General features: G+C 42.0%; 24 protein-coding genes and 2 tRNA genes. 17 read left to right on the forward strand and 9 right to left on the reverse strand.

Going from position 1 to position 25,600, the window contains the following annotated elements; all coding sequences use genetic code 11:
• The first annotated feature begins 63 nt into the window (after positions 1–63).
• Both IX83_RS00740 and IX83_RS00745 read left to right on the forward strand, forming a co-directional pair.
• Positions 64–1,245 carry an MFS transporter gene (locus IX83_RS00740; RefSeq protein ID WP_038498034.1) on the forward strand — a complete coding sequence of 394 codons (1,182 nt, stop codon included), beginning with the start codon at positions 64–66 and terminating at the stop codon, positions 1,243–1,245.
• A gap of 92 nt (positions 1,246–1,337) precedes the next feature.
• A complete protein-coding gene (locus IX83_RS00745; protein ID WP_038498037.1) occupies positions 1,338–1,898 on the forward strand; it encodes a single-stranded DNA-binding protein in 561 nt (186 codons plus the stop codon).
• Positions 1,899–1,964: 66 nt separating this feature from the next.
• Here IX83_RS00745 and IX83_RS00750 read toward each other — a convergent pair whose 3' ends face one another.
• The 3 genes from IX83_RS00750 to IX83_RS00760 are packed head-to-tail and all read right to left on the reverse strand — an operon-like array spanning position 1,965 to position 4,700.
• Entirely contained in the window at positions 1,965–3,086 is a 1,122-nt protein-coding gene (locus IX83_RS00750) for a deoxyguanosinetriphosphate triphosphohydrolase (protein WP_051918982.1), read from the reverse strand.
• Between the two features lies 1 nt (position 3,087).
• Positions 3,088–4,167 carry a 3-dehydroquinate synthase gene (aroB, locus tag IX83_RS00755; RefSeq protein WP_038498043.1) on the reverse strand — a complete coding sequence of 360 codons (1,080 nt, stop codon included), beginning with the start codon at positions 4,165–4,167 and terminating at the stop codon, positions 3,088–3,090.
• Positions 4,164–4,700 (reverse strand): shikimate kinase, encoded by a 537-nt coding sequence (locus tag IX83_RS00760; RefSeq protein ID WP_038498046.1) that lies wholly within the window; start codon positions 4,698–4,700, stop codon positions 4,164–4,166. Before IX83_RS00760 ends, aroB begins: the two co-directional genes overlap by 4 nt.
• 138 nt (positions 4,701–4,838) lie before the next feature.
• On the opposite strand from IX83_RS00760, the gene IX83_RS00765 reads away from it, so the two are divergent.
• The gene (locus tag IX83_RS00765) at positions 4,839–7,307 is read left to right on the forward strand and encodes a penicillin-binding protein 1A (protein WP_051918984.1); all 2,469 of its coding nucleotides are present in this window, start codon (positions 4,839–4,841) and stop codon (positions 7,305–7,307) included.
• A gap of 124 nt (positions 7,308–7,431) precedes the next feature.
• Here the strand turns inward: IX83_RS00765 and IX83_RS00770 are convergent, their stop codons facing one another.
• From IX83_RS00770 to IX83_RS00780, 3 genes are read right to left on the reverse strand one after another with little or no spacing between them, the layout of a single operon-like run.
• Complete coding sequence (locus tag IX83_RS00770) at positions 7,432–8,016, reverse strand: class I SAM-dependent methyltransferase (protein WP_038498049.1); 585 nt, start codon at positions 8,014–8,016, stop codon at positions 7,432–7,434.
• Between the two features lie 9 nt (positions 8,017–8,025).
• Complete coding sequence (locus tag IX83_RS00775) at positions 8,026–9,348, reverse strand: AmpG family muropeptide MFS transporter (protein WP_038498052.1); 1,323 nt, start codon at positions 9,346–9,348, stop codon at positions 8,026–8,028.
• 12 nt (positions 9,349–9,360) lie between these two features.
• Positions 9,361–10,152 (reverse strand): exodeoxyribonuclease III, encoded by a 792-nt coding sequence (locus IX83_RS00780; RefSeq protein WP_038498055.1) that lies wholly within the window; start codon positions 10,150–10,152, stop codon positions 9,361–9,363.
• Positions 10,153–10,496: 344 nt separating this feature from the next.
• On the opposite strand from IX83_RS00780, the gene IX83_RS00785 reads away from it, so the two are divergent.
• Positions 10,497–11,282 carry a Nif3-like dinuclear metal center hexameric protein gene (locus IX83_RS00785; protein ID WP_038498058.1) on the forward strand — a complete coding sequence of 262 codons (786 nt, stop codon included), beginning with the start codon at positions 10,497–10,499 and terminating at the stop codon, positions 11,280–11,282.
• 30 nt (positions 11,283–11,312) lie between these two features.
• Here IX83_RS00785 and mscL read toward each other — a convergent pair whose 3' ends face one another.
• Positions 11,313–11,768 carry a large conductance mechanosensitive channel protein MscL gene (gene mscL / locus IX83_RS00790; protein WP_038498061.1) on the reverse strand — a complete coding sequence of 152 codons (456 nt, stop codon included), beginning with the start codon at positions 11,766–11,768 and terminating at the stop codon, positions 11,313–11,315.
• Between the two features lie 131 nt (positions 11,769–11,899).
• On the opposite strand from mscL, the gene petA reads away from it, so the two are divergent.
• The 8 genes from petA (at position 11,900) to mqo (ending at position 19,410) form a co-directional block, all read left to right on the forward strand.
• Positions 11,900–12,532 (forward strand): ubiquinol-cytochrome c reductase iron-sulfur subunit, encoded by a 633-nt coding sequence (gene petA / locus IX83_RS00795; RefSeq protein ID WP_038498064.1) that lies wholly within the window; start codon positions 11,900–11,902, stop codon positions 12,530–12,532.
• 35 nt (positions 12,533–12,567) lie between these two features.
• Positions 12,568–13,956, forward strand: a complete 1,389-nt coding sequence (locus IX83_RS00800) for a cytochrome b (RefSeq protein ID WP_038498067.1) — start codon at positions 12,568–12,570, stop codon at positions 13,954–13,956.
• Positions 13,957–13,966: 10 nt separating this feature from the next.
• Complete coding sequence (locus IX83_RS00805) at positions 13,967–14,824, forward strand: cytochrome c1 (RefSeq protein ID WP_038498070.1); 858 nt, start codon at positions 13,967–13,969, stop codon at positions 14,822–14,824.
• A gap of 110 nt (positions 14,825–14,934) precedes the next feature.
• Positions 14,935–15,546, forward strand: coding sequence for a glutathione S-transferase N-terminal domain-containing protein (locus tag IX83_RS00810; protein ID WP_038498073.1), 612 nt, complete (start codon positions 14,935–14,937; stop codon positions 15,544–15,546).
• Positions 15,547–15,615: 69 nt separating this feature from the next.
• Positions 15,616–16,032: a ClpXP protease specificity-enhancing factor gene (locus IX83_RS00815; protein WP_038498075.1), complete on the forward strand. Its 417-nt coding sequence runs from the start codon at positions 15,616–15,618 to the stop codon at positions 16,030–16,032.
• 120 nt (positions 16,033–16,152) lie between these two features.
• Positions 16,153–16,228, forward strand: a tRNA-Thr gene (locus tag IX83_RS00820).
• Between the two features lie 451 nt (positions 16,229–16,679).
• A complete protein-coding gene (locus tag IX83_RS00825) occupies positions 16,680–17,051 on the forward strand; it encodes a hypothetical protein (protein WP_038498078.1) in 372 nt (123 codons plus the stop codon).
• 679 nt (positions 17,052–17,730) lie between these two features.
• Entirely contained in the window at positions 17,731–19,410 is a 1,680-nt protein-coding gene (gene mqo / locus IX83_RS00830; protein WP_051918987.1) for a malate dehydrogenase (quinone), read from the forward strand.
• Positions 19,411–20,083: 673 nt separating this feature from the next.
• Here the strand turns inward: mqo and IX83_RS00835 are convergent.
• A tRNA-Phe gene (locus IX83_RS00835) sits at positions 20,084–20,159 on the reverse strand.
• A 121-nt stretch (positions 20,160–20,280) separates the two neighbouring features.
• Between IX83_RS00835 and hemA the strand changes: the two genes are divergently transcribed.
• From hemA to IX83_RS00860, 5 genes are all read left to right on the forward strand, one after another.
• Positions 20,281–21,561 (forward strand): glutamyl-tRNA reductase, encoded by a 1,281-nt coding sequence (gene hemA, locus IX83_RS00840; RefSeq protein WP_038498081.1) that lies wholly within the window; start codon positions 20,281–20,283, stop codon positions 21,559–21,561.
• 16 nt (positions 21,562–21,577) lie between these two features.
• Positions 21,578–22,657 carry a peptide chain release factor 1 gene (gene prfA / locus IX83_RS00845; RefSeq protein WP_038498084.1) on the forward strand — a complete coding sequence of 360 codons (1,080 nt, stop codon included), beginning with the start codon at positions 21,578–21,580 and terminating at the stop codon, positions 22,655–22,657.
• On the forward strand, positions 22,654–23,541 hold the full coding sequence (gene prmC, locus IX83_RS00850) for a peptide chain release factor N(5)-glutamine methyltransferase (protein ID WP_038498087.1): 888 nt from the start codon (positions 22,654–22,656) through the stop codon (positions 23,539–23,541). Before prfA ends, prmC begins: the two co-directional genes overlap by 4 nt.
• Before the next feature lie 103 nt (positions 23,542–23,644).
• Complete coding sequence (gene grxD / locus IX83_RS00855) at positions 23,645–23,983, forward strand: Grx4 family monothiol glutaredoxin (protein WP_038498090.1); 339 nt, start codon at positions 23,645–23,647, stop codon at positions 23,981–23,983.
• Positions 23,976–24,548 carry a UbiX family flavin prenyltransferase gene (locus IX83_RS00860; RefSeq protein WP_038498093.1) on the forward strand — a complete coding sequence of 191 codons (573 nt, stop codon included), beginning with the start codon at positions 23,976–23,978 and terminating at the stop codon, positions 24,546–24,548. Before grxD ends, IX83_RS00860 begins: the two co-directional genes overlap by 8 nt.
• A gap of 99 nt (positions 24,549–24,647) precedes the next feature.
• Here the strand turns inward: IX83_RS00860 and IX83_RS08495 are convergent, their stop codons facing one another.
• Positions 24,648–25,442, reverse strand: coding sequence for an EI24 domain-containing protein (locus tag IX83_RS08495; protein WP_051918989.1), 795 nt, complete (start codon positions 25,440–25,442; stop codon positions 24,648–24,650).
• Between the last annotated feature and the right edge of the window lie 158 nt (positions 25,443–25,600).

The raw sequence follows: 25,600 nt of genomic DNA on the forward strand, positions 1-25,600 counted from the left end.
ATGAATCATTTGATCAATCTATTATAATAAGTAACTTGTTTCAAAAAATCAAAAACGAAGTTTATGTCTAAATCTGCACTTGCTTTTACGCCTATTGAGAAAAAAGCCAGTTATTCATTAGCGATATTATTTGCCATCCGAATGATGGGGCTGTTTTTATTAACCCCCGTTTTTGCTGAGGTTGCCCAAGTATTACAAGGTGGTCAAAATGTCCTGTGGGTGGGGATGGCGTTAGGGGCTTATGGTGTCACGCAAGCATTGATGCAGATTCCTTTTGGGATGGCTTCTGATCGTTGGGGGCGACGTCGCATCATTATTATCGGCATGATATTGTTTGTGCTGGGAGGCGTGATTTGTGCCTTGAGTGATCATGTCTTGGGCGTGATGATAGGGCGTTTTGTTCAAGGGTTAGGTGCAGTGTCGGCTGCGATTATGGCTTGGATTGCTGATGCGACTCGGCCAGAAATTAGAACACGAGCGATGGCGATGGCAGGCGGTTCGATAGGGTTTTCTTTTGCTTTGTCTTTAGTGTTATCGCCTTTGTTATTAAAGATAGCGGGCTTGTCAGGCTTGTTTTGGACGATTTCTTTGCTAGGTTTTTTGTGCCTCTTACTGGCGGTATGGATGGTGCCAGTGGTACCTATTCATGATCGGGCGATTTCAGAAAAGTCCCGAGCAAAAGATGTTTTGACTCATCCAAATTTACTAAGACTCAATATCAGTGTGTTTGTTTTGCATTTTTGCATGATGGCTTTGTTTATGGCCGTACCAACGATTTTGTTCCAGATGGCAGGGATGACGGCATCTGATTTGTGGAAATTTTACTTACCCACTTTGTTTATCGCCTTAGTGGCTATGGTACCTTTGGTTATTGTGATTGAGGTAAAACGTTGTCATCGCTTGGGTTTGTGGGGAAGTGTGTGGGGATTGTGCGTTATCATGTTGTTGTTTATATTGACTTCCCACCATGTGTATGGCTTTGCGATCGTGTTTACGTTATTTTTTATAATGTTTAATTTATTGGAAGCCATTTTACCGTCTAGTGTGTCACAAGTCGCTACGCCTGAACATAAAGGTATGGCCTTAGGCTTTTTTAATATGTCGCAAGCGTTAGGCGTGGCTTCGGGAAGTGCTATGGGTGGCTGGGTGATTAGCCATTACGGGTTGCACTCGGTCTTTGTGATGGGAATCGTGATGAGTGTGATTTGGATGTTTTTTTTGAGAGGCTTTCGTTTAAGTCGGTAAAAATACGCTTGGATATTTGTTATGATGAGAAGCATGAAAAAAGAGTTCATGAATCATAATAACAACACGTTTAAATTTTTTAAGGAAATATTATGGCATCAGTAAATAAAGTGATTTTAGTGGGTAACTTGGGAAGAGACCCTGAATATCGTGTGTTCCCGAATGGTGAAGGGGGTGTCACGAATTTTTCAATCGCTACATCGTATCGTATGAGAGGACAGGATGGTAATTGGCGTGATGAAACAGAATGGCATAATATTGTTTTATTCGGTCGTAATGCAGAGAATGCAAAAACTTATCTAAAAAAAGGGAGTTCTGTTTATATTGAAGGTCGCATTCGTACTCGAAAATGGCAAGATAAAAACACAGGTGCGGAACGCACGTCTTATGAGATTCTTGGTGATGTGATGCAGTTTTTAGGTGGTCGTCCCGCTGATGCCTCACATGCATCGAGTGGTTATGGGGCGGATGCTTATGATGAAGCGACCTCGTCTTCTCAAAGAAACGAACATGCTGCTGCCACCTCTGTCGCGGCTTCAGTGTCACCTGCTACACCCGTGGCAACTTCTTATGGACAAACAGCACCATCGGCTGAACCATCTTTGGATAAGTCTAAGAGTCTTGATGATATGGAAGATGATATCCCGTTTTAATCGGATGCATCTTGCCAATGATGATTATGGCATACCGATGATATGAGACGGTATCATCGGTATCTGTTAAATGTCAAACAAATTTCTATATTCTTTCATCGCATAACGGTCGGTCATCCCCGCAATATAATCTCGAATAGCGATGGCTTGTTCTGTTTTGTCGGTCTTTTGATAATCCGTCGGTAAGAGTTTGGTATTATCCAAAAAGGTGGTATATAAAGACTTGACGATGTGTTCAGCTTTTAAAGACATCCTCATGACTTGATAATGTCGATAAAGATTATCCATCAAGAATTTCTTTAAGATTTGGGCCTGTTCTTTTATTTCAGGCGAGAAACTAACGATAAGTGGTGCAAAAGGGACATCTTCTGCTGTTTCAATACGATACTGGTGAATGTTTCTTTCGGTATGTTCGGCGATATCTTTGATTAATGTATTAATAATCTGCCGAATGGTTTCAGCAATCACGCGTCGTCCCTTGAGGTCAGGAAAAGTTTTGCGGATGTTTTGGTAATGAGTGTTCCAAAGCGTGATGTTTTCAAGCTGTTCAAGGTGAATTAATCCAGAACGTAAGCCGTCATCAATATCGTGATTATTATAGGCCACTTCATCGGAAAGATTGACTAATTGGGCTTCTAAGCTGGGTTGTTCATTTTTAAGGAATCGTTGTGCCACATCGCCTAACAACAAGGCATTTTTCTTTGAGCAATGTTTTAAAATGCCTGCACGCGTTTCAAAACTCAGGTTGAGTCCATTAAATAAAGCGTAACGTTCTTCTAATTCATCCACGACTCTTAATGACTGTAGATTGTGTTCAAACCCACCAATTTCAGGTGTTTTTTCTTTGACGATGGCGTTCAAAGCATCTTGCCCTGCGTGACCAAAGGGGGTATGCCCTAGATCATGTGCCAAGGCGATGGTTTCCGCTAAATCTTGATTCAGTTTTAAGATCCTTGCTAGAGAACGGGCGATTTGGGCCACTTCTAGGCTATGGGTTAATCGATTTCTAAATAAGTCGCCCTCATGATTTACGAAGACCTGTGTTTTATATTCTAGTCGTCGAAAGGCTGTGCAATGAATAATTCTGTCTCGATCGCGTTGGTAATAGGTGCGTTGAGGATCTTCAGGTTCAGAAAAACGGCGACCTTTTGATTTTTCGGGATGTGTGGCCCAAGGTGCTAGTATCATTTTATGCCTCCACGGTGCGTTCAATCACTTGGCTGACTAATTCATCCTTAACGGGTGTCATGACAGCTTCACCGATACGTTTAAGTAAAATATAGTGAATTTCTTTGCCAATGGATTTTTTATCATGTCGCATGTAATCTAACCACTTATCCGTTCCAAGATTTGGTGCCATGGTTGGACAATTCATGCGTTCAAATAACTGTCTAATGCGTAGGATATCTGCTTTGGGCAAGCCATAGACTTCATGAGATAGTTCGGCTGCTTGTATGATGCCACACGCGACGGCTTCGCCATGTAGCCATGTGCCAAATCCTAAACCTGCTTCAATAGCGTGTCCAAACGTGTGTCCTAGATTTAATAAGGCTCGGCGACCTTGTTCTTTTTCATCTTCTGATACGATTTTGGCTTTACATTCGCACGATTTTTGGATGGCGTAAATCAGTGCTTGAGGCTGACGTTGGCGTAATGCTTGAACATTTTCCTCACACCAATCAAAAAACTCTGCATCCATAATTAAGCCGTATTTGACGACTTCTGCTAAACCTGCACTGACCTCACGATCAGGTAATGTTTGGATCACATCCACATCGATATTGACGGCAATCGGCTGATAAAAGGCACCGATCATATTTTTACCAAGAGGGTGGTTAATGGCTGTTTTTCCCCCGACTGATGAGTCAACTTGGGATAAGATGGTGGTGGGAACTTGAATGAAACGAATACCTCTCATATAACAAGCGGAGGCAAAACCTGCTAAATCGCCTACAACGCCTCCTCCTAATGCCACCAGTACACTGCGTCTGTCCAGTCCCGCTTTAAGCATATGGGTAAAGGCCTCGTTCAGGATGTCGATGTTTTTATACTGTTCGCCATCTGGCATGCAATACGTGTGAATTGGCTTGTTTAGCTGGTTAAGACAGGTGTTTAAACGGTTGCCATATAAGTTATAAACAGTTGTGTTGCTTAACACAAAGATACTGCTTGTGTTGGCGGGAATGAATGATGAAATATCTTCAAAGTTGTTGCGACCAATTTTGATCGGATAGTGAGTATCAGATGTGTGGACAAATAAGGTGCTCATAACGGTTGTTGTTTTAAAAGTGTGTGAATATGGTTGACAGTGTGATTGACTGTTCCATAACCAGTATTGATCTTCATATTCGCTAATGACTCATACAGCCCATGGCGTGTTTCCATGAGTTCTTTGATTTTTTTTAGCGGATTGTCGGTTGCCATGAGAGGGCGGTTTTTGTCAAAAGCAATTCGATGATAGAGTTGCTTGGCATTGGCGTGTAAATAAATGATAAATCCTTGCTTCAGAAGTGCGCGGTTTTCAGGGCGTAATATCGCACCACCGCCAGTAGCAAGAATAATATTTTCTAAAGACATCATCTCTTCAAGCGTGGCAGATTCACGCTTTCTAAAACCATCTTCGCCCTCAATATCAAAAATCGTGGGGATACTGACACCGCATCGTTTGATGATTTCTTGGTCAAGGTCATAAAAATCTCTTTTTAGGTGATTAGCCAAAGCCTTGCCAATCGTGGTTTTTCCTGCCCCCATCATGCCGATAAGAATGATATTTTTATTTGGAATTTGGGAATGTATGGTCATGCTGTCTGATTAATACGTAAATATTTATGATAATATCACGCTCTTTGCTGATAAAGTAGGCATATATATGGACAATCACAAGATTTTTTTATAAAAACAAATTAAAATTTATTTTTCAGAAAATCAGATGAAATAAAGATGACAACCCCTAAGAAAAAATTTAGTTTTTGGCGTGGATTTTGGAAGTTAGTATATTTTTTCATTGGTTTAATGGTGTGTGCAGGACTGCTCGCTGCTGTCACGCTTTATACCACTTGGAAAAAACTCCCTGAATTGCAGGCGATGACGAATTATCGTCCAGCGATTCCGCTTCGTATTTATTCAAATGACGGTATTTTGTTGGCGGAATACGGTGAGGAAAGACGAGAGTATTTAAGTTTTAATGAAATTCCTCAAGTGATGAAAGATGCGTTATTAGCGGCTGAAGATGGCGGCTTTTATGAGCATGGTGGTGTTGATTGGATTGGTGTCGGTCGTGCGGTATTGGCTAATTTGATTTCAGGTGCCAAAATGCAAGGTGCCAGCACCATCACGATGCAGGTAGCACGTAACTTTTATCTGTCTTCCAAAAAAACTTATACACGAAAATTGTATGAAGTGTTGATGACGTATAAGATCGAAAGCGAGTTAAGCAAAGATCAAATTCTTGAGTTGTATATGAACCAGATTTATTTGGGACATCGAGCTTATGGCTTTGGTGCAGCTTCCCAAATTTATTTTGGTGTGCCTTTGGAAAAAGTAACGTTGGCTCAGGCTGCGATTCTGGCTGGTATTCCTAAAGCACCTTCTCGCATTAATCCTATTAGCAATTTAAAAGAAGCTAAAGAACGTCAAGCTTACGTGTTAGGGCGTATGTTGAAGTTAGGCAAGATTACGCAAGCTCAGTATGATCAGGCCAGAGCAGAACCGATTGTATTATCTAAAGATCGTGAAAAAGAAAATGAGGATGGTTCGATAAATGCCTCAAAACAAGGGCGTTATGTGGCTGAATTGGCTCGTCGCTTGATGTATGAAATCTATAAAGAAGATGTTTATTCGAGAGGATTGAGTGTTTATCTGACCGTTGATTCTAAAGATCAGGATCTTGCTTATCAAGCGGTAAGAGATGCCGTGTTGGCATATACGGCACGCCGTCCTTATCCTGGACCTGAAGCCCAATGGGATTTGCCAGTAGGTATCGAAAAGAATACGCAAGCATTTTCTTCGATTTTGTCTAAGATGAAAACAGAGTATCCCGATGATGACGATTTGCTCGCTTATATCGTGTTGTCGGCTGATGCAAAACAGGTGGTGGCAACGCGATCGTTAGGACAGTCTGTTACATTGACAGGGAAATCTCTGGATTATGTGAAAAGAGCCTTGGTCGCTGGGGCAAACAAAAAACTTAAAATCGATCGTGGTTCGGTGATTTATGTACAGAAATTGGCAGATGGTCAGTTGAAAATTATCAATAAACCAACGGTAGAAGCGGCTTTTGTTGCATTGGATCCTTCAAATGGTGCGATTCGTGCCATGGTGGGTGGTTTTGATTATGAGGGATCGTTTAACCGCGTCACTCAAGCATGGCGACAACCTGGTTCAACCTTTAAGCCTTTCTTATATGCGGCGGCTTTAGAAAGAGGTGTGACACCACAAACGATTGTGTCGGATGAGCCATTTTACATGGTCACCCCACAACACACGATTTGGATGCCTAAAAATTATGGGAACAAATATGATGGACAGCTGACCTTGCGTCGAGGTTTGTATATGTCTAAAAACATGGTGTCGATTCGAACCTTACAGGTGGTGGGGCCAGATTTTGCGACCGATTTTATTTCCCGTTTTGGCTTTGATCCGAATAAACAACCGCCTAAAGGTGCTTATTTAACGATGGCATTGGGTTCGGGAAGCGTGACACCTTTGCAGATGGCGACAGGGTTTTCTGTTTTCGCAAACGGAGGGTATCGTATTCAACCTTATTTGATCAATCGTGTGGTGGATAGTACGAATAATGTGTTGATGATGCAGGCGAATCCTGATCGTGCAGGCGATGAAAATAACCGTGTTATTGACGCAAGAACGGCTTATGTCATGCAAGATTTGCTAAGAGGGGTGGCTACGCATGGTACGGCTGCTCGAGTCAGAGGAGAGTTAAAACGTAGCGATATAGCTGGAAAAACGGGTACGACAAATAATTCTTTGGATGCTTGGTTTGTTGGCTTTAATTCAAAGTTAGTCGGTGCAGCTTGGTTAGGCTATGATAATCCTAAGCCTTTGGGTGAACGTGAAACGGGTGGTGGTAGTGCCATGCCGATTTTCATTACCTTTATGAAAGGAGCGTTGGCTGGGGTTCCAGAAGATACGGTTAAATCGCCACCTATCGGTTTGACTAAGGATGGCGAAAATTTCTGGTATCGAGAATTTCCACCTGGTAAGTATATTGCGATGATTCAAGCAGGTGATAGTATTCCGCCTCAAGAATTGCGTGATGAAAAAGCACGTCAAGACTACTTGAGACGCAAGAATAAAACGGGTCTATCATCTTCGGTGATAACGGTAAAACCGGGTAATAACCCATTTAGCAATCAACGTATCGATTCCAATGACGATGATCTCGATGAGTAGAGATTAGTTTGTAAGTGAATCGGACAAAAGCTCCCAATGATGAGGTTGGGGGCTTTTTTTATTCATAGAAATATGTCCAAGATCTAAGATAAGAGAGGAGATATGGAACCAGCAAGTGGCGATGCTAGCTCGGGAGCTTCTCAATGGCTAATAGATAAGGCGGGCGATTGATGAGATTGATAAAGCCGTATTGAAGAACTTGATAGTGAGATTGGGGCAAAGCACGGGCCCATTGTTCAATAGCGACGGATTCTTTGGCTCCCTCTTCATGGCCAGGGTAGATGCAAAGTATCAACAATCCCTTTTCAGATAACAAAGAGATGGCTTTATCGAGTGCGGTTAAACTCGTTTGTGTTTGAGTGGTGTATTGTTTGTCCGCACCCGGTAAATACCCAAAATTAAACATGATGATTTTGGGCGTTTCGTTTTGAATATATCGATCCAAAAACTCGTGAGAGGCTTGAATAAGGGTGACGGGAGTCAATGCTTGATGTTGATGGAGACGTTCCTGTGTACGAATTAAGGCCTGCTCTTGTACGTCAAACGCATAGACTTTGCCAGTATGACCGACCGCTTGAGCGAGCATGAGGGTGTCGTGTCCATTGCCCATAGTCGCGTCAACAGCGACATCACCCGCTTGCAAACGTTCTTTTGCTAATTGGTGGGCAAACTTTAAGATGGGTGTTAAGGAACTTTTTTGTGAACTCATATGCAAGGCCTAAGCGGTAGTAGAGGGAGGGTGGTGCTGATCGAGTTGCGTAATCTGTTGTTTTTGAGATATTAATAACAAGATGCCAGGAATGGCCATCATAATGGTAAAAACAAAGAATAAGGGCCAGCCCCAGTCTTGAACGATAAAACCTGAAATGGATGATAGGTACACTCGGCCGATGGAGGCCAAAGCAGATAAAAGGGCGAACTGCGTGGCGGTGTAGGTTTGGTGACATAGCAACATGATAAATGCAACGAATGCAGCCGTCCCCATGCCTCCGCAAATATTTTCAATTCCAATGGCACCAATGAGGTAGTAGGATTTTGGCCAATGATCAAGGCCAATTTGCGTTAACATCCATGTGAGGGGATCGTTAGGATAAAGCGATAAAACCCAGTAAACGAGGTTTGAAACCGCTTGCAAGATGCCAAAGATAATGAGTGAACGGTAAATCCCCCATTTGCTCGTTAAGGCCCCACCGATGAATGCCCCTAAAATGGATGCAATCACCCCAAAAATCTTATTAACCAAGCCAACTTCTGCTTGTGAAAATTCCATATATCGGACTAAAAACGCAATGGAGATGGAGCCTGCAAACGCATCGCCTAGTTTGTAAAGAATAATGGTCAGCAATAGGATGATGGCCCCTTTGCGACTGAAAAATTCTTTTAAGGGCAGTAAAAAAGAATCTTGTAAGGTTCTGGGTGAAAGAATGGGTTTGAGTTTGGGGGCGATAAGGGTGATCAACATCAATACCAACATAGCCAATGCCATGATTTTGTAGGTGTTGTTCCATCCTAATCCCAAACCATCTTGGGTGTCTGCCATGATAAAAGCGTATCCACCCGAAAGAATCATTCCTAATCGATATCCTAATACTCGAATGGCGGCTCCTGGTGCCATTTCATGGTCAAGTAATACTTCGCGACTATAGGCATCGAACGCAATGTCTTGTGTGGCCGATAAAAAGCCGATAATCACGGCAACAATCGCCATTTGTAAAAGATGTTCATGCGGATTTAACATCCCCATGTAAAAAATGGAAACAGCTAAGAGTAGTTGGGAAGCGATTATCCAAGAACGTCGGTGATCCAAAAAGCGGATATGGTAATGGTCAACTAAAGGGGCCCATAAAAATTTAAAGGTATAGGCAGAACCGACTAAGGTGAGTAGGCCAATGGATTTAATATCGGTGCCACTGCTGGTGGTCCAAGCTTGCAAAGAACCTGCCGTTAAAGCAAGCGGTAAGCCACTGGATACGCCTAAAAATAATAAAGGCAGGACACGAGGGCTTAGATAAGGTTTTAACCAAGATAGCAGATAAGACATGCCGAGTCGCCTTTAGGTCAAAGACCAATCATAGTCAATTGTTAAAGGGGCGTGGTCAGAAAAACGCTTATCTCTGTATATCGAGGTTTGGCGAGCCGCTTTGGCAATGCCAGGCGTGCCGATTTGATAGTCAATTCGCCATCCTACATTTTTTGCCCAAGCTTGTCCGCGATTACTCCACCACGTGTATTCATCAGGGTTTGGGTTGAGTTGACGAAAAATATCCACGAATCCGCGACGCGTCAATAAATCGTCTATCCAAGCACGTTCTTCTGGCGTAAAACCAGAGTTTTTAAGGTTGCCTTTCCAATTTTTGATATCAATTTCTTTATGGGCGATATTCCAATCACCGCAAATTAAATAGTTGTGGCCGGTTTTTTGATAATCTTCCATCATGGCATCGATCCAAGGATCAAATTCTGCTAAAAATCGGAATTTGGCGGCTTGACGTTCTTCACTACTGGAGCCAGAAGGCAGATAGGCACTGATAATGGTGAGATTCGGCCAAGTGGCTTTAATGAGACGGCCCTCAGGATCGAATTCTTTGCTCCCCATCCCGATAGATAAGGTGTCAGGAGCTTGTTTGGTGTATAGGCCCACGCCACTATACCCTTTCTTTTCGGCATGGCAAAAAGCACCTTGGTAATCTAATGGATGGCGTAATGACTCAGTTAAGTCGGGGTCGCTGATTTTGATTTCTTGTAAACAGACGACATCGGCTTGATGTTCGGCTAACCAATCGAAAAAATCTTTTTTCACGGCAGAACGAATGCCATTGACATTGACACTGGTAATTCTTAACAAAGAAGTCTCCTGTAAATTGGATGGGACATTTTATTTTATCAAGAATATCGCTCAATTCAGGTGAAAGAGTGCTTTGATCAGTGGTATGGGCACCATGCGTTCTCGCCTTGTATAAGGTGGGCCATGTTGACGCAGCTTGGTTACCATCGATACCAAGTGAGCTATCGTATCGTATAAGGGGATGACGGTGAGTGGCTTGCTTTTAGGGCAGGCGAAGTATTGTATAAAGAGGACGGGGCCAGTAAGGTGGGTGGAGGTGATGAGATGAATGTTTTTTTAGGATGAATAAATGAATCGCTTGTGATACGCTAATGCGTAGATGGATTAAATGAGGATTAAAAATCATGCAACGTGATGAACTGGTGAACTGGATGAATCAAGCTTTGAATATTGGTGCGTGGAAAGACTATGCTCCGAATGGTTTGCAGGTGCAGGGTAAGGCGGACGTGAAAAAAGTATTAGTGAGTGTGACCGCTTCTTTGGCGTGTTTACAAAAGGCGATCGATATTCAGGCGGATATGGTATTGGTTCATCATGGTTGGTTTTGGAAAGGAGAGGACTATCGAATCGTGGGCCAGCGTTATGATCGTATTGCCTTGGCGATTAAACATGATTTGAATGTGGTGGGCTATCATCTGCCTTTGGATGCCCATCCAGTTTGGGGGAATAATGTTCAGTTAGCCGAACAATTGGGATTGGATGTGCTGAAAAATGAACAACAAGATCCTTTAATGGTAGGGGAAAGCGAATTGGTTCTTTTGGCGACCCCGAAAAAAGCGGGTGAAGTGAAACAAATTGAAACACTTTCTGATTTGGCCGTTGTAATAGAACAACGTTTAGGGAGAAGGCCAGTAGTCATTGGTGATGGGTCAAAAATCATTCATCGTATCGCCTTATGCACAGGTGGGGCCCAAAGTTTTTACATGGATGCGGTGCATTCTGGAGCGGATGTGTTCATTACGGGAGAAGCGTCAGAGAGGAATTATCATGATGCTTTAGAACAAGGCGTGGGCTTTATTTCTGCGGGACATCACGCGACTGAACGATATGGGATTCAAGCTCTCGGTAATGCGATCAAAGCAAGGTTTGGGCTTGATGTAACTTACTTTGAGCTTGATAACCCTATTTAAAGATTAGATGAGTTAAATAGGGAGATTGATTTATTTGTTTTTCAACAAATCGCGGATTTCTTTAAGAAGAGCGATATCTGCTGGATCCGCTGCAGGTGCAGGTGGAGCAGGTGGCTCTTCAAAGTTAGCTCTTGCTTTAGCAACGACTTTAACAAGAATGAACACCACGAAAGCCAAAAGAATAAAGTTAATTAGGATGGTAATAAAGTTACCGTAACCTAGGATATTTGCACCTGCGGCAACTAAGGCATCGCGTGGTTGGTCTAAATTTAATCCTTCTGGCGCACTAAGCACGACAAACATATTGCTAAAATCTACTTTTCCGCCTACCAAGAAACTGATAACTGGCATAAAAATATCTTTTACCAAAGAGTCGATGATTTTACCGAACGCAGCACCGATGATGACACCGACTGCTAAATCCATCATATTGCCTTTAACAGCAAATTTTTTGAACTCGGTCAAGAAATTAGAAGCTTTACTCATGTTATTATCCTTATGTTATCCAGATTAAGTCTGGACAGGTTATAATATTGGTTTAAGTTTGAGCCGTTTTTTTAAAATGACTCGATTGTTAAATCAATTTAACTCATCTAATTCGTAAAGGATATTGCAGAATGAGTCAAGAATCAAATACTAAAGACAGATCGTTTCCAGAACAGCTACCTGCTGATCCGGATCGTCGTTTCTGGCTGGGTTCAGCCTGTGCGATGGGCGGGGTGGCCGCTGTAGCAACAGCTGTCCCATTTGTCGCATCGATGACCCCATCTGATCGAGCACGTGCAGCAGGTGCACCTGTTTCTGTCAATCTTTCAACTATTGCACCAGGTACGATGGTCGCTGTTCAGTGGCAAGGTAAACCTGTGTGGATTATTCACCGTACGCAAGCACAAATTGACGAGCTTCCTAAGCTTGATCATTTGTTGGCTGATCCTAATTCTGATCGTCCAGGATTTACGCCACCAGCGGTTAAGAATTATTATCGTTCGCTAAAACCAGAATGGATGGTGTGTATTGGTATCTGTACACACTTAGGCTGTACACCAACGCCTAAGTTTGTCGTGGGTGCTGCAGAGGGTATGTCTCCTGATTGGCAAGGTGGCTTCTTATGCCCATGCCATGGTTCGGAGTATGACTTGGCAGGACGTGTATTTAAAAATCAGCCCGCACCTGATAACCTCCTAGTTCCTCCTTATTATTTTGTTGACGATGAGAATATCGTTGTTGGCTTGGATAAAGCTGAGGGCTAAATTGTTTTTAATCAAAAGTTTGAAAGGAGCCATAAATGGCTAAGGAAAAAGTTGTTACCGCAACAGGGTTCCTCGGGTGGATTGATAGACGTTTCCCATTAATGTCGATTTGGAGAGATCACCTTTCTGAATACTACGCACCTAAGAACTTTAATTTTTGGTATTGGTTTGGTTCATTAGCATTGTTAGTGCTAGTGTTGCAGATCGTCACAGGTATCTTTTTGGTCATGCACTATAAGCCTGACTCAGAACTTGCGTTTTACTCAGTTGAGTATATTATGCGTGAAGTGCCTCTGGGCTGGTTAATTCGCTATATGCACTCTACAGGTGCTTCGATGTTCTTCGTCGTGGTGTACCTGCACATGCTAAGAGGTATGCTTTACGGTTCTTATCGTCAGCCTCGTGAATTGGTATGGATTTTTGGTGTGGCGATTTTCTTGTGCTTGATGGCAGAAGCGTTCTTTGGTTATTTGTTACCATGGGGTCAGATGTCATATTGGGGTGCACAAGTAATTGTGAACTTGTTCTCTGCTATTCCATTTGTGGGTGAAGAGTTATCCGTTTGGATTCGTGGTGACTTTGTTGTATCAGACGCTACATTAAACCGCTTCTTCTCTTTCCACGTTATCGCTATTCCTTTAGTGTTGCTAGGTTTGGTGGTTGCTCACATTATTGCTTTGCATGAAGTCGGTTCAAATAACCCTGATGGCGTTGAGATCAAAGAAAAGAAAAATGCGGAAGGTATTCCTTTAGATGGTATTCCTTTCCATCCTTACTACACCATTCATGATTTGTTAGGTGTGGCAGGGTTCTTGATTGTATTCTTTGCTATCGTATTCTTCTATCCTACGATGGGTGGCTATTTCTTAGAAGCGAATAACTTCTTACCTGCTAACCCACTCTCAACACCTGAGCATATTGCTCCAGTTTGGTACTTTACGCCATTTTACTCTATGCTTCGTGCAACGACAGATGAGTTTACATGGGTATTGGCGGCAATGGCGATTGTGTTTGCTATCGGATTGTTGTTCTCTAAGAAAACAAAAGGTGTTTGGAAAATTGTTTGGCCTCTAGTATTGGTTGCGGTTGCAATCGGACTTCGCGTGTTTGATGCGAAATTCTGGGGTGTAGTCGTTATGGGCGGTACAGTGGTCATTCTAGGGTTCTTACCATGGTTGGATCAATGTGCCGTGAAGTCGATTCGTTATCGTCCAAGTTGGCACAAAATCATGTACGCCATCTTTATGGTGAACTTCGTGATTTTAGGCGTGATTGGTACGAAAGCACCGAACCCAACATTGAACTTGATTTCACAGACTTGTACGTTGATTTACTTATTGTTCTTCTTCTGCATGCCATTGTGGAGTCGTTGGGGCAAATGCAAACCTGTGCCAGAACGTGTTACTTTCCATCCACATGCGTAAGGGGTTAAGAATGAAAAAGTTACTTGCTATATTAGCTTTATGTGTATCTTTTGCTGCCCCATTAGCTCAGGCAGCAGGGCATGGCGTTAAGTGGGATGAGGCTCCTAACCTTATCCATGATAAAGCGGCCTTGCAAAACGGTGCAAAATTATTTGTGAATTATTGCTTAAACTGTCACAGTGCAAAAGCTTTGCGTTATAACAATCTAGAAAAGATTGGGTTAACCGATACACAGATTCACGATAATTTGTTGTTTACGGGTAAGAAAGTAGGCGATTTGATGACAGTGGCGATGCATGCTGATGATGCACGTGTATGGTTCGGTACAGCACCTCCAGATTTGTCAGTGATGGCTCGTGCTAAAGCTGAAAACTTGGGTGCACCAGGTACTGATTATATTTATACGTATCTACGCAGTTTCTATCGTGACAATAGTCGTCCTACAGGCTGGAATAACTTAGTATTCCCGAACGTAGGGATGCCTAACCCATTCTGGGAACTACAAAGTCCATCTATCGTGACATTCACAAAAGTTCACTTAGATGCTGACGAGAACGGTAAACCAGCTTGGTTCAAAACTGTGACTCAGTATGATGAAAAAGGCTACAAACATGTTTTGAGCAATGAGAAGTTGCCAGCCGATTATGCAGGTGGCCCTTCTGAACATCATGAAGTTGAGTATTTGAACCCAGGTAAACAAGAGGAATTTGACAAAAATGTTGCTGATTTGACCGCCTTTATGGGTTGGATGGCTGAACCTGATCAGGTGTTACGTCATCGAATCGGGTATGTCGTGATGGCATTCTTGTTCGTATTCCTGTTTGTATGCTGGAGATTGAACAAGGCCTACTGGAAACACGTTAAGTAGGACTTGACGAGTAAGGTATAATATAAATATATACCACAAAGGTGTTAGTGCCGTGGCATTGACACCTTTATTTTTTCAAGATTAGATCACTTTAAAAGGATAATTTCATTATGATGGTGTTGTATTCGGGTACTTCATGTCCATTTTCTCATCGTTGTCGTTTTGCTTTATATGAGAAAGGCATGGACTTTGAGATTCGTGATGTAGATTTGTACGATAAGCCAGAAGAAATTAGTATGATGAACCCTTATGGTCGAGTACCGATTTTGGAAGAACGTGATTTAATTCTTTATGAATCTAATATTATCAATGAGTATATTGATGAGCGATTCCCTCATCCAGAGTTGATGCCAACTGATCCCGTATTAAGAGCAAGAACGCGTTTGTTTTTGCATAATTTTGAGCGTGAAATTTTTTCTCATGTTGCTGTGTTGGAAGACCGTTCGCTAAAAGACGATGAAAAAGTGCTTGAAAAACATCGTAAGGTGATTCGTGATCGCTTGACCCAATTGGCACCGATTCTTGCTAAAAGCCGCTTCATGTTAGGTGAAGAGTTTTCTATGTTGGATGTGGCGATTGCTCCATTGTTGTGGCGTTTGGGCTATTACAAAATTGATTTGCCAAAATCTGCTGCACCTTTGATGAAGTATGCAGAACGAATTTTCTCAAGACCTGCATTTATTGAGGCGTTGACCCCCTCAGAGAAAATTATGCGTCGTTAAGAAAATGATGTGAATGATACGAAAGGGTAGCGATTAAATGTTACCCTTTGTTTTTATTTGGAGACGAATATGTTACCGAGTATGAAACCTTATGTATTGCGTGGTATTTACGAATGGTGCGTTGATCAGGGGTTTACGCCTTATTTGCTAGTAAAGGTCGATGATTATTGCCAAGTGCCTCGTGCCTATGTGAAAGAGGGATTTATTACTTTAAATATTTCTCACCAAGCCACCAAACATTTAAAAATGGACAATGAATGGGTGGAGTTTACCGCAAGATTTGGTGGGGTCGCTCAACAAGTTATGGTGCCGATTAGTGCGGTGGCAGGTTTATTTTCAAAAGAAAGTCAGGAGGGATTGTATTTTGACACAAGCGATTATGAGCCTGCAGCGGATAGCGAGTTTGAGTTGAGTGATGATGAGGATGGAAAAGGCAAGGATAATGACTCATCTTCAAAAGATACTGGCTTGCAGTGGGTGGATTAAAGATAGATGAATTGTTGTTTTTTATCTACACTTTTTGCCTTGTTTGGATGAAAAGTGAATAAAAGTAAGGGAAGTGCTAGACTTTTTAGATAAACTCATTCATAATAACAATTCTTACGGGCCGGCTTAGCTCAGCAGGTAGAGCAGCTGATTTGTAATCAGAAGGTCACGAGTTCAATTCTTGTAGCCGGCACCATCCCACATTTTCTATACATTTCCCTACACATCTACCATTTCATAAATCCCTTAATTTTATTGAGTTTTTTATTTTTCAATGTTGTATGTTATTACATTGAATGACTGCTAATGCCTTTTGAATGAGGGTAGAAATGCGAGTATGCTTGTGGCATTCTGATAATGCGTCGTAGTGTTGGGTTATTTGGGTGAGGGACTGTTTTTTATATCCTGTATGTCATAGAATTTGTAATGTGCCTTGAATAGGGGTATAAATAAGGTATCACGCCCAAGCCAGTTTTTATAAGACTATCGGTAATGTTCTTTGAGAGGTATCAATCAAGGTGCGAATATGCAAAGTTCGGCTTGTGCGAATGATGTTAAGTAGTCGCGATCTAGTTCTCTTATGCCGATTTCAATGGGTGTAGGTGCAATGAGAAAAAGTTTTAAATGAATAATTTTGGAGGTGTGTTGTGCTAAGTGAAGCGGATAAATCGTTGAAACGTCAGATGTTGATTCTTTATATCGCTTATATTGGCGTATTGACAATGGGAAGTTTTATTTTTTTGATTGTGGCGTATTTTATGCGTCGTAAGATGAAAGAAACAATCTTGGAATCGCATATTAATTGGTTTATCACTACCGTATGGCAGGTTCTTGCGTTTACGTTTCTTGCCCAGTTTTTAATGTCGTCTTTTGTGCCAAATGATGCTTCGGTTGAGTCTTTGGTAAGTTCTAACTCGTTTTCCATGATGATATTAGCGATGTTTTTGATGTTGTTGTATTCAGGCGTGCGATGTGCCCAAGGCATTTTGCGTTTATCGAATAATGAACCGATGGAATGAAGCTGAAAATCATCATGGGTTTGATTTGATAAAAAGTGAACGTTGAGATTTTCTAATCATAAGTTTAAAAGTAAGGGGCTTTTTGGCCCCTTTTTTATTAGGTCAAAGCTTGGAGCAGGAGCAAGGTGTGATGGTTGTGTAAGTTGAAAGCCAGTCATGATAAGGGTTTCTGAGTGTGAGTGGGGGTGTGGAAGTGTTGGTTAAGGTTTGGAGTGGGAGCAGGGTGTGATGGTTATGCAAGTTGAAAGCTAGTCATGATAAGGGTTTCTGAGCGTGCGGGGGTGTGTGGAAGTGTGTGTTGAGGTTTGGAATGGGAGCAAGGTGTGATGGTTGAGCGAGTTGAAAGCTAGTCTTGATAAGGGTTTCTGAGCATGCGGGGGAGTGTGTTGAGGTTTGAAATGGGAGCAGGGTGTGATGGTTATGTGAGTTGAAAGTCAGTCATGATAAGGGTTTCTGAGTGTGCGGGGGTGTGAGGAAGTTTTGGTTCAGGTTTGCAGTGGGAGCAAGGTAGAGTGAGGTAGTTGTGAGGAGTGAGCGTGGATGGGATGACACTTTAGGCGTAAATTGATTATAATCACTGGCTTGCTGATTTTATGGTCAGTTTTCGTGGACAACATAACAGGTAGTTGACATCTGTTTTGTTTTGTCTGGTGTCCCCTCACTTTTTTTGAATATAAATATGAAAAAAATTATACGTATTGCAGTGATTTTGCTGCTTGTTTTATTGATTGCGTTTATCGCATTTTTATTCCGTCCTGTTGCGACTAAGCCCGTTTCGGTTAAGGATGAACCTGTTGTGGATGTGGTGTTGATTGGTGGCGGTATTATGAGTGCGACATTAGGCACTTATTTAAATGAGCTTGAACCAAATTGGACGATTCAAATGTATGAACGTTTGGACAATGTGGCTCAAGAAAGTTCATATGGTTTGCATAATGCAGGTACAGGGCATTCTGGTTTTATGGAAATGAACTATACCGCAGAAGATAAAGATGGTCATATCGATATTAAACGTGCAGAAAATATTGCGAGCCAGTTTGAGGTGTCTAAGCAGTTTTGGGCTTATCAAGTAAAACATGGTCATTTAGGTAATCCTAAAGGTTTTATCAATCCTGTTCCTCATATTGCTTTTGTAATGGGTAATGATGTGGATTTCTTAAAGCGTCGTTATGCTGCGATGGTCAAATCACCGTTGTTTAGTGATATGGTATTCTCAGAGGATAAGGCAGAGATTGGCAAATGGGCTCCTTTGATTGTTGAAGGACGCGATGTTAATCAACCGATAGCGGCAACTCGCATGGATATTGGTTCTGACGTGAACTATGGTGCGATTACAACCCAGTTGATTGATGGACTCAAGAAAAGCCCGAATTTCAAGCTATCGACAAATGCTGAAGTGACAGGTATTAGCCGTAATGAGGACAAAACATGGACGGTAACGGTTAAGAATTTAAAAACAAATGAAGTGACTTATACCAAAACGCACTTTGTTTTCATTGGTGCAGGTGGGGCGGCTATCAAGTTGTTACAATACACAGGGTTGCCTGAAAGCAAGTATTATGGCGGTTTTCCAGTGGGCGGTTTATTTTTGATTACCGATAAACCTGAAATTGTGAATAAACATACGGTAAAAGTATATGGTAAGGCTGAGTTGGGTGCACCTCCTATGTCTGTACCGCATATTGATACACGTTATATTAATGGTAAAAAATATGTCTTATTTGGCCCATTTGCGACATATTCTAATAAATTCTTGAAAAATGGATCACAGCTGGATTTGATTAACTCGGTGACCAAAGATAACGTATTATCAATGTTGTCGGTGGGTTTAGAAAATACGGCTTTGATTAAATATTTAATGAGCCAAGTGATGTTAAGTGATGAAGATCGTTTGGCAGAGTTGAAAAAATATTATCCAGAAGCAAAATTGGAAGATTGGACACCTTCGCAAGGTGGTCAGCGTGTGCAGGTGATTAAGAAATTGCCTGACCAGCCTGCGAAATTGCAGTTTGGTACGGAAATTTTTACGTCTTCTGATGGCTCGGTGGCTGCATTGTTAGGAGCTTCGCCAGGTGCATCTACCTCGCCACATATTTTGTTGAACTTGTTAGAAAAAGCTTTCCCAGAACAAGTTAAAGGTCCATGGAATGCTAAATTGCATGAAATTATTCCGTCTTATGGTAAGGATTTGTCTAGAGATCCAGCGTTGCTCGATCAAGTTCGTACTTATACTAGTGGGGTATTAGGATTGACTTATACACCTAAAGCGATTCAGGAATCAGCACCGCAAGTGCCTACAGATGAAGATAATGTAAAGCGTTTAAATGAAACGTCCGACGAAGTGGAGCTTCAGTTATAAGCGAAGCACTGAGTTGATGATAAGCAATAAATCCTCCGCAGCGATGTGGGGGATTTTTTTTGGAAAGAAAGTGGGAGGTGAGTGGTGTGCTGTGGTGAACGATGCTTAAAGACTGATCAAAGAAATGAAGTAGATGAGCGGGAAGTTGGTGTAATGAGGATAAGTGAGGTGGTGCAAAAGTGATCAATAGTGTGTAGGTGATGAGTGGTGTGTTGAACGGAGGTGATGAAATTGATGATGAAGATATGAAAAACTGTTGTTGGGATTCAACATTGAAGTGAAGTCGAGGGAGGTGGTAAACAAGGGGTTATCGATAAATCAGTTTGTGTTTGATTGGTGTGCCTTGTAAAGAAAGGGCGTCATCGGATCGTTTAAGATACATCCTGTCAAAAAAGTGATAAGAAATATGTATTGGTTAATATTGGATATTGTTTCATGAAGCGTGAGAGCTTGAAAAAATCGGCTACTAACATTGAATCGCCATTAATGTGGCAGGTTTTATGAAGTATGGGGGATGAGTTTGGTGAAAAAATGTCAACTTTTTTTAATTTAGGTTAATTTTACTGTATAAATGTACAGTAAAACAAGGATTTTGGACAAAATAAAAAACCCTGTATTTTCAACTAGTTGATTAAAAATCAACTGTTTATATATACAGGGTTTAAGTATTAGGTGGTGGCCTGGGGCGGAATCGAACCGCCGACACAAGGATTTTCAATCCTCTGCTCTACCGACTGAGCTACCTGGCCAGAAGATAAAATTATACACTGTTTAAAAGATAATGCAAGCCCCTTTTGATAAAAAACAAGGATTTTTGTTGAAAAAAAGTTGTACAATCTCTATTGGTTTAATAAGAAACTATATTGGCATATGAACAGTTGCGTTTTTACGTTTGGACTTAATCATCATTCTGCGCCCGTGGCGATACGCGAAAAGGTATCGTTAGGGCCTGAAAGCGTTCGTCCAGCGATTGATGCAATACGTTCCACGTTTGGCAAAGGTTTGGAAGAAACGGCGATTTTGTCAACCTGTAATCGCACGGAGTTTTACTGTTCTGTGAATTCGGTTATGTCGGATGATTTGCTGAATTGGATGGCGGATTATCATGCTTTATCGCCAGAGGTGTTGAAACCTCATTTGTTCCAGTTAAAACAAGATCAAGCCGTCCGACATACGTTCCGTGTGGCCAGTGGTTTGGACTCCATGGTGTTAGGCGAGACGCAGATTTTGGGGCAGATGAAAAAGGCCGTTGCAGCGGCAGATGAGGCGGGTTCTTTGGGATCGGTGCTTCATCAGCTTTTTCAAAAGACGTTCTCTGTGGCTAAAGAAGTACGTTCACAAACGGCTATTGGCTCAGAATCTATCTCTATGGCCGCTGCCGCAGTAAGACTCTGTGAACGCGTGTTTGGCGATATACATGACTGTCGTGTATTGTTTATCGGGGCGGGTGAGATGATTGAGTTGTGTGCAGCTCATTTTTCTGGACATCAACCGAAATCGATTACGGTCGCGAATCGAACGCAAGAACGAGCTCAGGTGCTAGCATCTCAGTATAATGGCGATACGTTGAAGCTCGCTGATTTGCCTGATGAATTGCATAAATTTGATATTATCGTTTCCTGTACGGCGAGTTCCTTGCCTATTTTAGGTTTGGGTTTGATGCAAAAAGTTATTAAAGAACGCCGTCATCAGCCTATTGTGATGGTGGATTTGGCTGTACCACGCGATATTGAGCCTGAGGTGGCTAGTATCTCCGATATTTATTTATACACGGTCGATGATTTGGGTGTATTGGTTCAGCAAGGCGAGTATTCTAGAAAAGCTGCTGTGGTAGAGGCGGAGCAGATTATTGACTCGCGTGTACAAAATTTTATGCATTGGATGCAATCGAGATCGATAGTTCCTTTGATCAAAGATTTAAATATGAATGCTGAGGCATTACGCCAAATCGAGATGGAAAAAGCGATGAAGCAAATTGCCGCTGGAGAAAGCGTTGAGATGGTGCTGGATCGATTAAGCAAATCATTAACGCAGAAATATCTTCATGCACCGATGTCTTTGCTTAACAAAAGTAATACCAGTGAACGTGAGCAGTTGCTTGCTTGGGTGCCCAAGCTATTTCCGTCACAACAGGATAAAACCAATCATTAATTATTTAAGATAAATTATGAAAGATTCTATGAGAGCTCGTTTAGAGCAGATGTCTCAACGTTTAATTGAAATTGACGCACTTTTGGCTGAGCCTGATACGGCTTCAGATATGGATCGTTTTCGCAAACTGTCCGTGGAACGTGCGGCCATCGAACCGTTGATTACTTTGTTTCAAGAGTACCAAGGGATTGAGGCTGATATGCAAACCGCTCAAGAAATGCTGTCTGATCCAGAAATGAAAGAGATGGCAGAAGAAGAAATCAAAGCTGGCAAAGAACGTATTGAAGCCTTAGAAGCACAGTTGCAGATTGAGTTATTGCCTAAAGATCCTGATGATACACGAAGCGTGTTTTTGGAAATTCGTGCAGGAACAGGTGGTGATGAGAGTGCTTTGTTTTCAGGCGATCTATTCCGTATGTATTCGCGTTATGCAGAATCAAAATGCTGGCGAGTTGAGATTATGTCTGAAAACGTATCAGAACTGGGCGGGTATCGTGAAGTGATCGCACGTGTGGATGGCGAGGGCGTTTATGGTCGCTTGAAATATGAGTCGGGTGCTCATCGTGTGCAACGCGTGCCTGATACAGAATCTCAAGGACGTGTTCATACGTCAGCATGCACCGTAGCGATTTTGCCTGAAGCAGATGAGGTGGCAGAGGTGGTGTTGAATCCTGCAGATTTGCGTATTGATACCTTCCGTGCAAGTGGTGCAGGTGGACAGCATATTAACAAAACCGATTCAGCGGTACGTATTACGCATATTCCAACGGGCATTGTGGCGGAGTGTCAAGATGACCGTTCTCAACATAAGAACAAAGCACGTGCGATGAGTGTGTTGGCAGCTCGTATTAATGATATTCAACGCCAAGAACAACAGGCAAAAGAAGCGGCTGAACGTAAAAGTTTAGTGGGAACCGGTGACCGTTCGGAGCGAATTCGCACGTATAACTATCCTCAAGGTCGTGTGACTGATCACCGTATTAATTTGACTTTGTATAAGTTAGGACAGATTATGGACGGCGATTTAGACGAGTTGACGGGTGCGTTGATCGCTGAGCGTCAGGCGGAGTTGTTAGCGGCTTTAGGTGACGAATGAGTGTAACGGTTGCCGATCTGTTAAATTCATGTGCTTTGCCAAATTTAGAAAAGCAAATGTTGTTGCAATATGTGCTTCAAGTGCCCCGAATTTGGCTGATTACGCATGATAAGGATGTATTGGCAACTGAACAGATTGATGCATTTCAAACGCTTGCACAAAAACGCCTCAATGGTTGTCCAATGGCGTATTTGCTGGGTGAGAGAGAGTTTTATTCTTTGTCGTTTAAAGTTAATGAGTCTGTGTTGATTCCTCGCCCAGAAACAGAAGAGTTGGTAGCGTTGAGTTTACAGTATTTACAAGGTATTGCAGGTTCGCAGACTTTTCATTTTCCTTTGATCCCCCAAGCATTACAGGGGCGTTCATTAACAGCACCGCGAGTATTGGATTTGGGAACAGGATCGGGTGTTTTGGCGGTTTGTATCAAAAAGCATTTTCCCTCTGCACAAGTGACCGCGGTGGATATCAGTGATCGTGCTTTGCAGGTGGCAAAAGAGAATGCGACACGACATCATTGTGATATTTCGTTTGTTCAAAGTAATTGGTTAGATGAAATAGGTGATCAAAAATTTGATTTGATCGTGAGTAATCCGCCTTATTTGGCCCCTCAAGATGAGCATTTGATGCAAGGAGATTTAAGGTTTGAGCCTCAACAGGCACTGACTGACTTTGTTGATGGGCTGCAACCTTATCGTCACATACTTGAACGAGTAAGGCAACATCTGTTTGTTCCTCACGCTGCGGTGCTGTTTGAACATGGTTGGGAGCAAGCAGAATCCATCAGAAAATTATTTGAGCAATATGGTTTCTTGGCACCGAATATAGGCACTTTGCGGGATTTGGCGGGAAGAGACCGTATTACTGGTGGTGTTATGCTTGACTAGATTGCTGTAACTTCAAGTATAATGAAAACGTTTTTGCTAAGGAACGGTGAGCTGAAATAAGTGGTTTGCCGTGTGGTAATGATTGACTTAAAAGAGGATAAAAATGAGTGATACGCAAAATGTACAAGATTGGATCAAAGAGATTGTTACTGGCCATAATGTGGTGCTGTTCATGAAAGGCGCGGCATCAATGCCTCAGTGCGGATTTTCAAAGCGTGCCGTAGAAATTTTGCGTGATTTGGGCGTGACTAAATTAGTGACGGTCAATATTTTAGAAGATCAAGAATTGCGTGCGGCCGTGAAAGAATATTCTAATTGGCCAACGTATCCACAGCTTTATGTGAAAGGTGAGTTTATCGGTGGTGTGGATATTATGAATGAAATGGCTGAAAGTGGTGAGTTAAAGCCTTTGCTTGAAGAAGCAGGTGCGATGGATGCCTAAAAAACGGGTGGTCGTAGCCGTAACAGGGGCGACTGGTATCGTTTATGCGGTTACGCTATTAAAAAAACTGCGAACACTGCCAGAAGTAGAGACGCATTTGGTGGTGTCGCCAACGGCTTTGTTGACCTTGAAGCACGAGATGAATCAGTCTCGTGCTTATTTGAATGACTTGGCTGATGTCATTCATCACTATCAAGATGTTGGGGCTAGCATTTCTAGTGGTAGTTTCAAAACGGCGGGAATGCTGATTGTGCCTTGTTCTATGAAAACATTGGCTTCTGTGGCCCATGGGTTTTCAGATAATTTAATCGCTCGTGCGGCAGATGTTCATCTAAAAGAAAAACGTCCGCTTGTGTTAGCGGTCAGAGAAACGCCATTTAATTTGGCCCATTTACGCAATATGACAGCGGTTGCCGAGATGGGTGGCATTATTTATCCGCCTTTGCCCGCCTTTTACCATCATCCCGAAACGATTGAAGATATGGTTGAGCACAATGTAGAACGTATGTTGGGATATCTGGGCTTGGATGTTGATACGCAGGAATGGCAGGGTTTATCCGCCTGACGAATGTGTTGATGATCTCAACGTTGAAAGAAGCGGGGTTTTAAAATAAGCCTGTACTTTGCTTTTTAACAATCATACAGGCTTTTTGATGTGTAATGGTTATGCGGGTGTAACCGTGCTGCTAATTTGTCTCGGCTTATTGGGTGAGTTGGTAGAAGCACTCTCATCTGGTCCATTGGAGTCATCTTTGTGTGGTTGACGTAAATCGTAGAGTTCGCCCAATGCATAGCGACTACAAAAGATAATAGAAAAGATGGGGACCAAAAAGTTCACAAACGGAATGAGAAATAATAATGAGCAAATAAAACCGATTTTCCAAAAAGTCCCGTTGCTATTTTTTTTGATCACTTTTAATTCATCTTTTGTCGCGTAATCAACCAAAGCATCGACTTTGGTCATATGCGTAAATAAATAAGCATTCCAAATAATTGGAAGAAATATTCCTATCCCAGTAAAATGTAGGGGGAAAGTGATGATCCAACCTAATATAAAAATCGTTAGTACTTTGATGGTGTTTAGTACGCTGGTGGTGTTGGCGAATTTGCCAAGTTCGGCCAGATCAGGGTAATAGCTATTTTTGATCGTGCGAACAATCATGGGGGTCATGAAGATGGATGCAATGGCAAATCCAATAATGATGCTGACAAAAGCGATAAAAGCAAGAATGAATAACTTCAGCACTACTAAATAAATACCGTTGGTTTTCTCAAAAGTGGCGACGGTGCTGGCTCCCTCATAAATCCCCTCTTCAATAAAGCCTGTGGGAAGAAAAATAAGTAATGCTAAAAAACATACCAAACAAAAAATAAAGGGCCAAAGAGACGTAAAGATCATTTTTGGCGTAAATAGGGTTTTGACCGAATCAAGAAAGGCTGCGGAAAAAGAGTTTTTCATAGGCTTGTCTTCAGTGTCTTTGATAAAAGTGCTTATTATACTTTTCTCATGGACAAAGAAAATAGAGAAGGGTAAAGATAATCTGTTTTTGAAATATTTAGAAAAAAATGGGGAGTAAATGTCAAAGATAATGGTGGGTGATAAAGATAGGTGGTAGG

The organism is Basilea psittacipulmonis DSM 24701, from assembly GCF_000743945.1.
Lineage (GTDB): Bacteria > Pseudomonadota > Gammaproteobacteria > Burkholderiales > Burkholderiaceae_B > Basilea > Basilea psittacipulmonis.

Excerpts from the sequence above, each read along its gene's own strand:
- IX83_RS08495 (WP_051918989.1), bottom strand. The coding sequence starts at position 25,442 with ATGAAAAACTCTTTTTCCGCAGCCTTTCTTGATTCGGTCAAAACCCTA.
- IX83_RS00745 (WP_038498037.1), top strand. The coding sequence starts at position 1,338 with ATGGCATCAGTAAATAAAGTGATTTTAGTGGGTAACTTGGGAAGAGAC.
- IX83_RS00815 (WP_038498075.1), top strand. The coding sequence starts at position 15,616 with ATGTTACCGAGTATGAAACCTTATGTATTGCGTGGTATTTACGAATGG.
- IX83_RS00860 (WP_038498093.1), top strand. The coding sequence starts at position 23,976 with ATGCCTAAAAAACGGGTGGTCGTAGCCGTAACAGGGGCGACTGGTATC.
- IX83_RS00765 (WP_051918984.1), top strand. The coding sequence starts at position 4,839 with ATGACAACCCCTAAGAAAAAATTTAGTTTTTGGCGTGGATTTTGGAAG.
- IX83_RS00805 (WP_038498070.1), top strand. The coding sequence starts at position 13,967 with ATGAAAAAGTTACTTGCTATATTAGCTTTATGTGTATCTTTTGCTGCC.
- mqo (WP_051918987.1), top strand. The coding sequence starts at position 17,731 with ATGAAAAAAATTATACGTATTGCAGTGATTTTGCTGCTTGTTTTATTG.
- hemA (WP_038498081.1), top strand. The coding sequence starts at position 20,281 with ATGAACAGTTGCGTTTTTACGTTTGGACTTAATCATCATTCTGCGCCC.
- IX83_RS00760 (WP_038498046.1), bottom strand. The coding sequence starts at position 4,700 with ATGACCATACATTCCCAAATTCCAAATAAAAATATCATTCTTATCGGC.
- IX83_RS00775 (WP_038498052.1), bottom strand. The coding sequence starts at position 9,348 with ATGTCTTATCTGCTATCTTGGTTAAAACCTTATCTAAGCCCTCGTGTC.
- IX83_RS00770 (WP_038498049.1), bottom strand. The coding sequence starts at position 8,016 with ATGAGTTCACAAAAAAGTTCCTTAACACCCATCTTAAAGTTTGCCCAC.
- grxD (WP_038498090.1), top strand. The coding sequence starts at position 23,645 with ATGAGTGATACGCAAAATGTACAAGATTGGATCAAAGAGATTGTTACT.
- prmC (WP_038498087.1), top strand. The coding sequence starts at position 22,654 with ATGAGTGTAACGGTTGCCGATCTGTTAAATTCATGTGCTTTGCCAAAT.
- IX83_RS00810 (WP_038498073.1), top strand. The coding sequence starts at position 14,935 with ATGATGGTGTTGTATTCGGGTACTTCATGTCCATTTTCTCATCGTTGT.
- IX83_RS00750 (WP_051918982.1), bottom strand. The coding sequence starts at position 3,086 with ATGATACTAGCACCTTGGGCCACACATCCCGAAAAATCAAAAGGTCGC.
- prfA (WP_038498084.1), top strand. The coding sequence starts at position 21,578 with ATGAAAGATTCTATGAGAGCTCGTTTAGAGCAGATGTCTCAACGTTTA.
- petA (WP_038498064.1), top strand. The coding sequence starts at position 11,900 with ATGAGTCAAGAATCAAATACTAAAGACAGATCGTTTCCAGAACAGCTA.
- mscL (WP_038498061.1), bottom strand. The coding sequence starts at position 11,768 with ATGAGTAAAGCTTCTAATTTCTTGACCGAGTTCAAAAAATTTGCTGTT.
- IX83_RS00740 (WP_038498034.1), top strand. The coding sequence starts at position 64 with ATGTCTAAATCTGCACTTGCTTTTACGCCTATTGAGAAAAAAGCCAGT.
- IX83_RS00800 (WP_038498067.1), top strand. The coding sequence starts at position 12,568 with ATGGCTAAGGAAAAAGTTGTTACCGCAACAGGGTTCCTCGGGTGGATT.
- aroB (WP_038498043.1), bottom strand. The coding sequence starts at position 4,167 with ATGAGCACCTTATTTGTCCACACATCTGATACTCACTATCCGATCAAA.
- IX83_RS00785 (WP_038498058.1), top strand. The coding sequence starts at position 10,497 with ATGCAACGTGATGAACTGGTGAACTGGATGAATCAAGCTTTGAATATT.